Here is a 12019-nt window from a genome sequence, read left to right on the forward strand (position 1 = left end):
ATGAAATTATACCATAAAGTTTAATTTTATGCTACAATAATGATACATTATGTAAGGATTAAAAATATGACTATAGAAAAATATGTCGAAGACGTTTATTATAAAGAGTGTAATGAAGTAAAAGATATGACAATTAAAGAATTAATTGTTTTATCAAATAAATATAAAACGGATTCAATTTATCTGACAAAAAATAAATATCCTGTTTTTATGTTTGAACATATTGATTTTTTAGATGTGCTTTTGAGTAATGAATTGGATGTAAATGTTTTGGAGTATATCAAAAAACATCCTAAAAAAATAAATGTTTTAAATTATGATACAAATATTATAGATGCGTATTATTATATGCGTTCAAACAATTTAAAAAAAGTAGCTGTAATTAAAAACAACGAGCTTATCGGTGAAGTTAGTTTTAAAATGATAAGTGCACGAATTGCTGATATTGTAATAAAAGATCCTCTTACAGGTGTTTATAACGAAAAATATTTTGAAGTGTTGATTGAAGAATACAAGGATTTCGACAAACCTCTCGGAATTATTTATATAGATATTAAAAACACAGGGGTAATTGAGGGATTATACGGAAGAGAAAAAGTAAATGAAATATTAAAAGCAATTGCCGATAAATTAAAAAATATGCTGAGAGATATAGATTTTATTTTCAGAAACGATTTTAGATTTAAAATAATAACATTTTCTCCTCTTGATGTAACGGAAAAAATAATAAACAGAATAAGAAAATCATTAGATAATTTTGAAGTAGACGGAATTAAAATTGCATATTCTTTATCTTTTTCCCATATTCCCGAACTTGAAGGTAATGTGTTATTGGCTCTTGATGATTTGGAAAGAAATCTTATAGATTAAAAGGGACTATCGCACTTCCCCATGTAAATCCGCCTCCGAAAGCGTCAAGAAGCATAATATCGCCTTTTTTAATTTTTCCAATTTTATATAAATCATTTATTGCCATAGGTATTGAAGCAGAAGAAGTGTTTCCATATTTATGAACGGTTAAAACAGATTTTTCTTTTGGCATTTTAATGGTTCTTGCAACAGCATCAATTATTCTGTAATTTGCCTGATGAGGAATAAACCAGTCTATTTCTCTGCTTGTCATACTGTTTCTTTTTAATATATCGGTTACAGACTGGGACAATGTTTTAACGGCGACTTTAAATGTTTCGTTACCTTTCATTTCGAGCCAGATTCTATCGCTTTCACATCCATATTTTACACCTCTGCCGGGTGTTATTAAAAAATCTTTATATTTACCGTCGGCGTTTATATCTATATCTGTTATGGCTTCTTCTTTTTTCTCTGTTGCACTTATAATTGCGGCTCCCGCCCCGTCACCAAACAAAACACAGGTGGTTCTGTCTTTCCAGTTTACTATTTTACTGAGTGTCTCTGCACCGATTATCAATATGTTTTTATATACCCCGCTTTCAATAAAAGCCTTTGCCTGGGCAAGGGCATAAATAAAGCCGGTACAAGCGGCGCTGATATCCACTGCTGGCGCTGTGATTCCCAGTTTTTCAGCTACTAAACATGCGGTTGAGGGCATTGTGAAATAATCAGGTGTTATTGTGGCTAAAATAATCATATCAATATCTTCGGGTTTCATTCCGGCATTATTAAGTGCATCAACCGAAGCTTTATACGCCAAATCGCTTGTTACCTCATTTTCAGCGATGTGTCTTGTTTTTATACCTGTTCTTTTTGTTATCCATTCATCTGTAGTGTCTACTATTTTTTCCAAATCTTTATTTGTTAAAATTTTAGGAGGAACATACGCCCCTATACTTTTAAAACTTGCATACATTATGAACCTTTAGGGAATTTTCTATTTTTTGTGTTACATCGTTTTCAATATATTTTACGGCTTGGAAGATTGCGTTTTTTATGGCTTTGGAATTACTTTTTCCATGGCTTATAATAACACATCCGTTTATTCCAAGAAGAGGCGCACCTCCGTATTCTGCATAATCTGTTGCTTTTTTCAGACCTTTGAATACGGGCTTTAATAAAAGTGCCCCTATTTTTTGAAAGATTCCTGAGGCATAAATTTCCTGTTTTATTAAAGTTGATATGGCTTCTGCCGCACCTTCGCTTGTTTTTAAAACAATATTTCCTATAAAACCGTCGCATACAACAACATCCACTCCGCCTTTAAATATATCAGAGCCTTCTACATTTCCGATAAAAGATTTGCAGTTTTCTTTTAATATTTTAAAAGTTTCTTTGGTAACGGAGTTTCCTTTGCTTTCTTCTTCACCGTTGCTTAAAAGCCCGATGCTCGGAGTGTTTTTATTTAAAACCACTTTTGCATATTCTTCACCCATTAAAGCAAACTGATATAAATTATTTGCATCACAGTCAACATTTGCGCCAACATCTAAAACTAATGTATATGATTTTTTGATATTCGGCATAAAAGTTACAATAGCGGGTCTTTTTATTCCCTTTATTCTGCCGAGCCTGAGTGTTGCGAGGCTCATTGTGGCTCCGCTGTGACCGGCTGAAACAACTGCGTCAACCTGTTTTTGTTTAAGTAATTCAATAGATTTATAAATAGTGGATTCTTTTCTTCTTACAGCATCTGTAGCATTGTCTGTCATGCTTATAACATCTTCACTATTTATAAACCTAACTTTCTCTTGTAAATTTTGCGGAATTAACGGTTTTATCTGTTTTTCATCTCCCACCAAATAAGCGGTAAAATCTTTCTTTTTCAATGCTTCAACAACACCTTCGATAATAGGCCCGGGACCGAAGTCCCCTCCCATTGCATCAATCGCTATTTTCATTAATACTCACCGCAGCTTGGGCATGCTCTGTGAGGTCTTTTGTAAGCCCCGCAGTTTGAACATTTTACAACATTAGATAATCTAATTTTATAATGTGTTCTTCTTTTAGCTCCTCTTGTTTTAGAGTTTCTTCTTTTTGGAACTGCCATTGTTTCTCCTTAAAATTCTTTGTTAAATTCTTTGTTTTTACATTTTTCGCATATATTATAATCAAGTTTTAAACTTTCTATTTCACTTTTTACTATTTCATCTAAATCAAATTTTTCTTGTTCAATTATATCATACTCATCATCAAAACCGTGATAAGGAGGTTTTACAATTTTATATTTAACCTCTTCGTCAACTTTTCTTTCAAAAGTATTTAAACATTTAACGCATTCCACTTCTAATGTACCGGTGATTTTTCCTTTTACTAAATAAAAATCACCTTTTTTTTCACTACTGCCGATAAATTGAATATTATTAATTTTTTTTTGAATATTCAATTACAAAATCTCCCTGCCTGCAAAGAAAAATGCGATTTCTTTTTTAGCATTTTCAAGAGAATCACTGCCGTGAACTGCATTTGCCTCAATACTCTCAGCAAAATCTGCTCTGATTGTGCCCTCTGCCGCTTCTTTGGGATTAGTGGCTCCCATAAGATCTCTGTTTTTTTTCACAGCGCTTTCACCCTCAAGAACCATAACTACAACAGGTCCACTGCTCATATATTCACATAAATCATTAAAAAACGGTCTTTCTTTATGTACTTCATAAAATTTTGCAGCGTCGTCTTTGCTTAATTTAATTTTTTTCATAGCTGCGATTCTAAGTCCGTTACTTTCAAATCTATCTATTATTTTTCCAATAACATTTTTAGCTACAGCGTCAGGTTTAATTATTGAAAGTGTCTGTTCCATTATCTCTCCTTAGCTTTTTAGAGAGGAATTATACAAAAAAATGAAGAAAAAAAGAAGAGGGGATTATTCGATTACAGGAGCACCAGGTTCTCCTCTGTCTTCTCTGCAAGTTTGTCCTTCTTTGCATTCGTCCCAAACTATGCATCCCTCAGTAGGGCAAGCTTCAGCACATGCCGGAGAATCATAATATCCAACACATTCTACGCATTTGTCAGGATATACATAATATGTTTCTTCTCCTGTTGGGTTTTCGCTGTCATCCACAATTGCTTCTACAGGACATTCGTCTATGCAAGCCCCGCAATTAATACAAATATCAGTAATTTTTACTGCCATTTTAACTCCTTTATTTTTTTTGTAATAGAAATATAACACACAAACCTTAAGTTTTGCTTAAATGTTATTTTTTAAAATTTTTTTGTTACGTTTTGTAATATATTATAGTGAGTAGTGAATAGTAAATAGTGAGTAGTTATAGGAATTTTTTAATTTACCACTCACAACTCACTACTCACAACTCACTTTTTACTATTTGGTATAATTCCATAAAAAAGGCTAATATATGAATTTATATAAACAGGTTTGGGAAAAAATAATAAATTCAGACAATATTTTATTGATAGCCCATGTAAATCCTGACGGAGATGCTCTTGGAAGTTCATTGAGCTTATATCCTATTTTAAAAAAAATGAATAAAAAAGTGACTGTTTTTAATATGACAAAACTTCTGCCGCAGTATTTGGATTTTTTACCTAATTTTAATAAAATAACCGACAGATTGCCTAAAAAAATAGATTTAACCATTTCATTTGACTGTGGAAGTTTTGACAGACTGGGACTTGAAAGCAAACCCTCTTTTCTTATAAATATAGACCATCATATTTCAAATACAAATTATGGCGATATTAACCTTATAGAACCAAATGCGGCCTCAACTTCTCAGGTAATCTTTAATATGTTAAAAGCCAACAATGTTGAAATTGATAAAGATAGCGCAATATGTATGTATACGGCACTTGTAACCGATACAGGAAGCTTTCAGTATGAAAGTGTAAACAACAAAGTATTTGAAATGGCGGCAGAACTTGTTAAATGCGGGGTAGAACCTAATTATGTAGCTAAAATGCTCTTTCAAAGAGACAGGCTATCACGCCTTAGATTACTTGCAAAAGCTTACGATACAATAGAATTATGCTGTGAAGGCAAAGCCGCTTTTGTTGAAGTTACAAAAGAGATGATGGAAATTACAGGAGCTATTAAAGAAGATACGGATACTATAGTAAACAGTGTAAGAAATATTGCAAGTGTGGAAATTGCATGTTTACTCAGGGAAGAAGATGAGGGAATTAAAATTTCTCTTAGAAGCAAAGATTATGCAGATGTAAGTAAAATAGCAGTGAAATACGGCGGAGGCGGGCATATAAGGGCAGCCGGGGCTACAATTAAAGAATTTGATTTAAAAAAAATAAAACATATGCTTAAAAATGATATAAAGGAGATCTTATGAAAAAAATTTGGATTTTTATATTGGTCTTAATAATAGCTGCCGGAGGTTTTGTCTGGTTTTCCCCTATCTTTGAAAGAATTCCTCCTGAAATTAAGGTTAATTCAAACGGTTTTACAAATTTAAAAAATCCAATAAAGATAAGTATAAATGATAATAGAGGTATTAAATATTACAGTGTAACGGCATTAATCAATGGAAATGCTAAGGTGTTGGTTAAAAAAAGTGGAAATTTTGGAAAAAGTATAAGTTTGGATGTTAAATTGCCACAGATTGCTTCTAAAAAAATCAAATTAATTATAGACGCCGTAGATACATCCGAATGGAACTGGTTTGCCGGAAACGAAGCAAAAAAAGAGGTAACCTTAAAAGTTGATACAATTGCCCCTGATGCCGAGATTGTAAATAATTCCTATGCCATAGGAAACGGCGGCAGTGCGGCTGTTGTGGTAAAAGTAGCAGATGCTAATTTAAAAGCTGCTTATATCTTGGTCGATAACAAATATAAATTTAAATTAACTCCATTTTATAAAAAAAATTATTATGTTGCTTTAATAGCTTGGCCGGTGAAAGAAAAGACATTTGAAGCTAATTTAGTTGCAATTGATTATGCCGGAAATAAATCGATAGCCCATATTCCTTTATATTGGAGACATTATAAATATCCAGATGCTAAGATAATTATTGATGATAATTATATAAAGAATAAAGCCATACCTATTTTACAAAAAATGAATGTCAGTGTCCCTAATGATCCTGTTAGTGTTTTTAAAAAAGAAAACGAATATGTTAGAAAACTTAATAATGAAGAAATTTATAAATTAACAAGTAAAATTTATGAAGATAAAATAAATTCATTTTCATTAGCGGCGTTTAATCCTCTTCCGGGAAGCTTATTGGAAGCATATTTTGGCGAAAGAAGGCATTATTTTTATAAAAATAAACTCATTTCTAATTCAATTCATTTAGGAATAGATGTTGCTAAAATTAAAAGAGCAAAAATATATGCAAGTAATTATGGAAAAGTAGCGGCAGAAAAATGGATAGGGATTTATGGAAATACATTAATTATTTATCATAATTTGGGACTTTATTCTTTATATGCCCATACATCAGAATTTGATGTGCCTGTTGGTGCAAGTGTAAGAAGAGGTGAGGTTATTGCAAGAACCGGTAATACAGGAGGTGCTATAGGAGATCACTTACATTTTGGATTATATATTCAGGGAATAGCTGTAAATCCGTTTGAATGGATGGACAGAAACTGGATAAGAGTAAACATTATAAATATAATTAATTCATCAAAAAGGCTTATAGGTAAATGAGGCAAAAAACCATAAGGGCTTTTATAGTAGAAGATTATGAAAAATTAAAAAATGTTGTAGAATCAAAATATGCTCTGGTTAAAAATTACTATTTTTTTTTGAAAGAAAATAATGAGGCAATAGAAAATTTTTTAAAAGAAAAAAAATTAAACTATATTGTTGAAAACAGTATTTTTACTTCTGAAAAGGAAAAAACGCAAGAAGTTAAGATTATTGAAAAAGAAAAAATTATAGAAAAACGAGTTAATACAAAAATTTATGATAAAATTATAAGAGCGGGAGTCGAAATAGACAGTGATGAAAATTTGATATTTTTAAATAGAATTAATGCAGGGGCTAAAATAAAAACTTCCGGAAATGTTGAAATATTCGGGGAATGCGAAGGTAATATTGTTTGTGAGGGCGAATATTTGATAGTAAAAAAAAATAAAAAAGGGACGATTTTTTATAAAGGTGAAAATATCGGAACGGTAGAAAAATTAACCGTATTTACAAAAGACGGAAAAAGGGAACTGGAGTGAAACAAAGAACAATTAAAAAAGCAGTGGAAGCGGTAGGCATAGGTCTTCATAAAGGGGTGCCTGTAAAATTAAGGCTTGAACCTTTGGGAGAAAACAGCGGAATAATATTTTACAGAAGCGATAAAGGTGTAAGTATTGAATTAAAACCTCAAAATGTCGTGGATACCAAAATGGCAACTGTAATAGGCGAAAATAACGTGGTTGTTTCCACAATCGAGCATTTGATGAGTGCCGTTTATTCTTTGGGGGTGGACAATTTAAGAATAGTCTTGGATAATGATGAAGTTCCCATTATGGACGGAAGTGCGATAAGTTTTGTAATGCTCCTGCAAGAAGCCGGTATAAAAGAGCTTGAAGCTCCCAAAAAATTTATAAGAATTACAAAAGAAGTTGAAATAAAAGAAGGTGAAAAATTTGCAAGGCTTAAACCTAATGAAAAAATTTCATTTGATTTTGAAATAAATTTCTCCCATCCTATAATAGGAAAGGAAAAAAGGGAATTTGTTTTTTCCACCAGAAATTATATTGAAGAGATAGCCAGGGCGAGGACTTTCGGATTTTTAAAAGAAGTTCAGTATTTAAGAAGCATGGGTCTTGCACTCGGTGGAAGCCTGGATAATGCCATAGTTCTTGATGACAAAGGGATTTTGAACGACACTCTTAGGTTTGATGATGAATTTGTAAGACATAAAATTCTTGACGCAATAGGAGATATGAGTCTGCTTGGCGGAAATTTTATAGGCAGATATGAAGCTTTTGCCAGCGGGCATCATTTGAATCATTTATTAACATTAAAACTGTTTGAACAAAAAGCCTATGAAACAGTAACTTTTTCAAAAGAGGAGCTTTCACTTGTCAAAGCCTTTGGTTGATGTTGTAGCAGTTGTAATTTCAAAGCCCGTAAAAGTTGGAATCTATAAAAATAACAGATTAATAAAAACTATACAAAAAGAAGGTTTAACAAGTGATGTTTTGCCTGAAATATTTGATGAAATTTTAAAAAAATATGAAATTGATTCCATTTTTTATTCCAAAGGGCCGGGAAGTTTTATGTCCATAAAATTAGCTTTTGTGTTTTTTAAAACCCTCGAAACAGCAAAAAATATTAAATTATTTGCAGCCGACGGATTTTATTTTAATAACAATAGACCCATAAAAGCTGTCCATAAAAGTTATTTTGTAAAAAAAGAGGGTATAATTACACTTAAAAAAAATTTAGAAGAAGGCGAATTTTTTTTACCGGAAATTTTAAATAAAGATGATTTTTCTGCGGATAATTCGCCTCTTTATGTGTTAAAAGCAGTTTGAAAGGTTTTTATGATTATAACGGTTCCGGCTACAAGTGCAAATTTAGGTGCAGGATTTGATACATTAGGTTTGGCGCTTAATTTAAGAAATGAAATTGAAATTCTTCCAAGTGAAAGAATTGAAATAGAAATTTACGGCGAAAATGCCGATTTTTTAAGAAAACTTCCGAGAAATTATTTTGTGGATATATTTAGTGAACATTATAAATATTTGACAGATAAAGAAGTAAAATTTAAATTTAAATTTAATAATAAAATACCTCTCTCGCGCGGGCTTGGAAGCAGTTCGGCTGTAATAATAGCCGCGATTACGGCTGCATATGAAATGGCTCAGGTCCCGTATAAAAAAGACAGAATTATAAATTTGGCACTAAATTACGAACCGCATCCCGATAATATCACCCCTGCGACACTTGGGGGATTTTGTGTTGCAAAACTGAGAAAAAACAGGGTTTATTTTCTTAAAAAATTTATTCCAACTTACCTAAGGGCTGTTATTGTAATTCCAAACAGACCAATTTCAACCCAGAGAAGCAGAGAGGCGTTAAAAAAATATTATTCTCTAAAAGATGTGGTCAGTAATATTTCATCTTCCTCAATGATTACCGCTGCGTTTTTTTCTGAAAAATTTGATATTTTAAAATATATTGTAGAGGACAGAATTCATCAGGAAAACAGGATGAGGCTGGTTCCGGAGCTGTTTAAGGTAAGGGAGATAGCCTTGAGAGAAGGCGCTTTAATGTCCACACTCAGCGGAAGCGGTTCAACGTTTTTTAATATGGCGTATAAAGATGATGCATATAGTATTTATGCCGCTTTAAAAGATAATTTTAAAGATTTTAGTGTTAAAATATTGAATTTTGACAATTTGGGAGTTAAAGTATATAATTAGTGGTGAAATTAGAGAAGAGTGAACAGTGAATAGTAAAAATAAATGTCAAATAGGAAATGGAAAACAGATTAGAATGTGTGTTGCCTGCAGAAAAAGAGATTTGCAAAGTAATTTGTACAGATTACAGTGCATTAATAACGAATTAATTAAATTCAGCGGAAACGGCAGAAGTTTTTATGTCTGTGAAAGTTGCATAAATTCAAAAAAATTTGTCAGATATATTTCAAGATTATGTAATTTAAATAAAGATAAAGCAAAACAGAAAATTTTAACTTTTCCATTTTCCATTTTACATTAAAGAAAAGGAGTTTGTTTGAAGATAAAGGTATCAATAGTTGCAAGAGAAATGGGTCTTAAAGCAAAAGAACTGGTTGAACTTGCAAAAGAAATCGGGATAGAAGCAAAAGCAAGAGGTGAAATTACGCCTCTTGAAGCGGCTAAAATTCAGGAGTATTTTTTAAATAAAGGAAAAGAACCTAAAGAAGAGGTAAAAAAAGAAAAAAAACAGGAAGTAAAAAAAGAAGAAGAAAAAAAACCAATTAGACGCAGAAGAAAAACATTTAACGATTTGGTTAAAAAAACAAAACAGGGTATCACTCTCGTTAAAAGAAAAGAAGAGCCTAAGGAAGAAAAACCAAAAACAGAAATTAAAGAAGAACAAAATACCAGAGCTGTTAAAAAAACAGTTAAAAAGGCGCCAGCCAAACCTAAAAAAGTTCAGGAAAAAGAATTAAATATTAATGTCGATTTGGCAGATATGGATGTTATAGAAGAAAACCAGGTTGAGCTTTTGGATCTCTATTTTAATGATGTTTCATTAAAAGATGAAGAAATAAGTGAAAAAGTAAAAACAAAAAAAACTATTAAAGAAGATAAAAAACAAGAAAAAAAAGCGGTTAAAACTGTTAAAAGAAAAAAAGTAAGCGAAGGCGGATTAATAAAAGAAGGGCTTAAGAAAAAAAGAAAAAAGAAAAAAGAAGTCAAAATCGAGATTATAAGAATTCCAAAAGAAGTAAGAGTCCATGAATTTGCAACTTTAATCAAAAAGCCTATAGAGGATGTGATTGAAACATTGAGATCTCTTGGTGAAGAAAGGGATAAAAACGACTTTTTGGGTGAAGAATATATTGAAACCCTTGCAGAGGAATTTGGCTCAAACATAGAAATATATGATCCTCTTGCGGAATTTGATTATATAAAAAAATATGATGAAAAATGTAAAGATTCAGATAATTTGCAACAAAGACCTCCTATTGTAACAATTATGGGGCATGTTGATCACGGTAAAACAAGTCTTTTGGATAAAATAAGAAATTCAAGAATCACAGCAAAAGAAGCCGGCGGTATTACTCAACACATCGGTGCTTATATGGTGGAAAAAGACGGTAAAAAAATTACATTTATCGATACACCGGGGCATGAAGCGTTTACAGAAATGAGGGCAAGAGGCGCACAGGTTACAGATATTGCAATTATTGTAGTAGCTGCTGATGACGGTGTTATGCCCCAAACCAGAGAGGCTATTGCACACGCCCAGGCCGCCGAGGTACCTTTTATAGTGGCGGTAAACAAGATAGACAAACCTCAGGCCAATCCGGATTTGGTTAAATCACAGCTTGCGGAAATGGGAATAACTCCCGTTGAATGGGGTGGAGAATATGAATTTGTAGGAGTTTCGGCAAAAACAGGCGAAGGCATAGACGATTTGCTTGAAACAATTTTGATGCAGTCTGAAATTATGGAAATTAAAGCCAATCCAAAATGCCCTGCAAAAGCCATTGTAATCGAAAGCAGAATAGAAAAGGGAAAAGGGCCTGTCGGAACAGTTATAGTTAAAAACGGAACACTTAAAAAACAGGACAGTTTTGTATGCGGAATAACCCATGGAAGAGTAAGATTAATTATAGATGATTTGGGAAAACAGAAAAAAGAGGTAAAACCGGGCGAGCCTGCGGAAATTACAGGATTTGACGAAGCTCCTATCGCCGGGGATAATTTAGTGGTTGTAGAGAGTGATAAAGAGGCAAAAGAAACTGCCGAAAAATGGAAAAATTATCTTGAAGCCAAAGAAAGAAGCAAATCAACAAAAGCAACGCTTGAAGATTTACAAAAAATGATACTTGAGGGTGAACTTAAAAAACTTCCTGTAATTGTAAAAGCAGATACCCAGGGAAGTGTTGAAGCTATTAAAGGAAGTCTGGCTAAACTTAAAAACGAGGAAGTAAAAGTGGATGTTATTCATTCCGATGTGGGGGCTATAACGGAAAATGACGTAATTTTGGCAAAAGCAAGCGAGCCTAAAGCCATTATTTTAGGATTTAACGTAAGACCTACAAGCGGGGCTAAAAACAAGGCGAAACAGGAAGGTATTGAAATAAGGACATATTCTATTATTTATGATTTGATTGATGATATAAAAGAGCTTTTAAGCGGTTTGATGACTCCTAAAATAAAAGAAGAAGTAACAGCAACTGTTGAGGTCAGGGATACGTTTAACGTACCTAAAGTCGGAACCGTTGCGGGATGTTATGTGATAGACGGTATGGTTCACAGGGGCGATTTTGTAAGAGTTATAAGAGACGGGGTTGTTATTTACGACACTAAACTTGCATCTCTTAAAAGATTTAAAGAAGATGTAAAAGAGGTGGGAAAAGGTTTTGAATGCGGTATTATGATTGAAGGATTTAACGATATTAAAGTGGGGGATATACTTGAAACTTATCAAAAAATTGAAGAAAAAGCCAATTTTGAAGGATAA

General features: G+C 32.5%; 15 protein-coding genes. 9 read left to right on the forward strand and 6 right to left on the reverse strand.

The window, feature by feature from the left end:
• Window positions 1–66: 66 nt before the first annotated feature.
• Window positions 67–870, forward strand: a complete 804-nt coding sequence (locus DZ67_RS0105595) for a diguanylate cyclase (RefSeq protein ID WP_024791868.1) — start codon at window positions 67–69, stop codon at window positions 868–870.
• On the opposite strand, the gene DZ67_RS0105600 is transcribed toward DZ67_RS0105595, so the two are convergent.
• The 6 genes from DZ67_RS0105600 to DZ67_RS0105625 all read right to left on the reverse strand — a co-directional run bounded on the left by DZ67_RS0105600 (window position 860) and on the right by DZ67_RS0105625 (window position 4048).
• On the reverse strand, window positions 860–1828 hold the full coding sequence (locus DZ67_RS0105600; protein WP_024791869.1) for a beta-ketoacyl-ACP synthase III: 969 nt from the start codon (window positions 1826–1828) through the stop codon (window positions 860–862). The two genes, DZ67_RS0105595 and DZ67_RS0105600, sit on opposite strands and share 11 nt — an antisense overlap.
• Window positions 1812–2813: a phosphate acyltransferase PlsX gene (plsX, locus tag DZ67_RS0105605; protein WP_084043344.1), complete on the reverse strand. Its 1002-nt coding sequence runs from the start codon at window positions 2811–2813 to the stop codon at window positions 1812–1814. Before plsX ends, DZ67_RS0105600 begins: the two co-directional genes overlap by 17 nt.
• The gene (gene rpmF, locus DZ67_RS0105610) at window positions 2813–2962 is read right to left on the reverse strand and encodes a 50S ribosomal protein L32 (protein WP_024787686.1); all 150 of its coding nucleotides are present in this window, start codon (window positions 2960–2962) and stop codon (window positions 2813–2815) included. The genes plsX and rpmF overlap by 1 nt, the downstream gene beginning before the upstream one ends.
• Before the next feature lie 9 nt (window positions 2963–2971).
• Window positions 2972–3298, reverse strand: a complete 327-nt coding sequence (locus DZ67_RS0105615) for a YceD family protein (protein ID WP_024787687.1) — start codon at window positions 3296–3298, stop codon at window positions 2972–2974.
• A complete protein-coding gene (gene ndk, locus DZ67_RS0105620) occupies window positions 3299–3712 on the reverse strand; it encodes a nucleoside-diphosphate kinase (protein ID WP_024787688.1) in 414 nt (137 codons plus the stop codon).
• Between the two features lie 63 nt (window positions 3713–3775).
• Window positions 3776–4048, reverse strand: coding sequence for a 4Fe-4S dicluster domain-containing protein (locus DZ67_RS0105625; protein ID WP_024787689.1), 273 nt, complete (start codon window positions 4046–4048; stop codon window positions 3776–3778).
• Window positions 4049–4274: 226 nt separating this feature from the next.
• Here DZ67_RS0105625 and DZ67_RS0105630 point away from each other — a divergent pair, with 226 nt between their 5' ends.
• From DZ67_RS0105630 to infB, 8 genes are read left to right on the forward strand one after another with little or no spacing between them, the layout of a single operon-like run.
• Entirely contained in the window at window positions 4275–5219 is a 945-nt protein-coding gene (locus DZ67_RS0105630) for a DHH family phosphoesterase (protein ID WP_024787690.1), read from the forward strand.
• Entirely contained in the window at window positions 5216–6541 is a 1326-nt protein-coding gene (locus DZ67_RS0105635) for a M23 family metallopeptidase (protein WP_024791871.1), read from the forward strand. The genes DZ67_RS0105630 and DZ67_RS0105635 overlap by 4 nt, the downstream gene beginning before the upstream one ends.
• Window positions 6538–7062: a septum site-determining protein MinC gene (locus DZ67_RS0105640; protein ID WP_024791872.1), complete on the forward strand. Its 525-nt coding sequence runs from the start codon at window positions 6538–6540 to the stop codon at window positions 7060–7062. The genes DZ67_RS0105635 and DZ67_RS0105640 overlap by 4 nt, the downstream gene beginning before the upstream one ends.
• Complete coding sequence (gene lpxC, locus DZ67_RS0105645; RefSeq protein WP_024787693.1) at window positions 7059–7934, forward strand: UDP-3-O-acyl-N-acetylglucosamine deacetylase; 876 nt, start codon at window positions 7059–7061, stop codon at window positions 7932–7934. Before DZ67_RS0105640 ends, lpxC begins: the two co-directional genes overlap by 4 nt.
• Complete coding sequence (locus DZ67_RS0105650; protein WP_024787694.1) at window positions 7915–8370, forward strand: hypothetical protein; 456 nt, start codon at window positions 7915–7917, stop codon at window positions 8368–8370. Before lpxC ends, DZ67_RS0105650 begins: the two co-directional genes overlap by 20 nt.
• Window positions 8371–8379: 9 nt before the next feature.
• Window positions 8380–9261 carry a homoserine kinase gene (gene thrB / locus DZ67_RS0105655; protein WP_024787695.1) on the forward strand — a complete coding sequence of 294 codons (882 nt, stop codon included), beginning with the start codon at window positions 8380–8382 and terminating at the stop codon, window positions 9259–9261.
• 25 nt (window positions 9262–9286) lie between these two features.
• Entirely contained in the window at window positions 9287–9559 is a 273-nt protein-coding gene (locus DZ67_RS0105660) for a DUF448 domain-containing protein (RefSeq protein WP_236617366.1), read from the forward strand.
• A gap of 15 nt (window positions 9560–9574) precedes the next feature.
• Complete coding sequence (infB, locus tag DZ67_RS0105665) at window positions 9575–12019, forward strand: translation initiation factor IF-2 (protein WP_024791874.1); 2445 nt, start codon at window positions 9575–9577, stop codon at window positions 12017–12019.

It is taken from the genome of Lebetimonas sp. JS138 (genome assembly GCF_000523335.1).
Taxonomy (GTDB): Bacteria; Campylobacterota; Campylobacteria; order Campylobacterales; family Nautiliaceae; genus Lebetimonas.

What these genes read in the sequence shown, in the direction of transcription:
- DZ67_RS0105595 (WP_024791868.1), top strand. Translation starts at nt 67, where the DNA reads ATGACTATAGAAAAATATGTCGAAGACGTTTATTATAAAGAGTGTAAT.
- DZ67_RS0105600 (WP_024791869.1), bottom strand. Translation starts at nt 1,828, where the DNA reads ATGTATGCAAGTTTTAAAAGTATAGGGGCGTATGTTCCTCCTAAAATT.
- plsX (WP_084043344.1), bottom strand. Translation starts at nt 2,813, where the DNA reads ATGAAAATAGCGATTGATGCAATGGGAGGGGACTTCGGTCCCGGGCCT.
- rpmF (WP_024787686.1), bottom strand. Translation starts at nt 2,962, where the DNA reads ATGGCAGTTCCAAAAAGAAGAAACTCTAAAACAAGAGGAGCTAAAAGA.
- ndk (WP_024787688.1), bottom strand. Translation starts at nt 3,712, where the DNA reads ATGGAACAGACACTTTCAATAATTAAACCTGACGCTGTAGCTAAAAAT.
- DZ67_RS0105625 (WP_024787689.1), bottom strand. Translation starts at nt 4,048, where the DNA reads ATGGCAGTAAAAATTACTGATATTTGTATTAATTGCGGGGCTTGCATA.
- DZ67_RS0105630 (WP_024787690.1), top strand. Translation starts at nt 4,275, where the DNA reads ATGAATTTATATAAACAGGTTTGGGAAAAAATAATAAATTCAGACAAT.
- DZ67_RS0105635 (WP_024791871.1), top strand. Translation starts at nt 5,216, where the DNA reads ATGAAAAAAATTTGGATTTTTATATTGGTCTTAATAATAGCTGCCGGA.
- DZ67_RS0105640 (WP_024791872.1), top strand. Translation starts at nt 6,538, where the DNA reads ATGAGGCAAAAAACCATAAGGGCTTTTATAGTAGAAGATTATGAAAAA.
- thrB (WP_024787695.1), top strand. Translation starts at nt 8,380, where the DNA reads ATGATTATAACGGTTCCGGCTACAAGTGCAAATTTAGGTGCAGGATTT.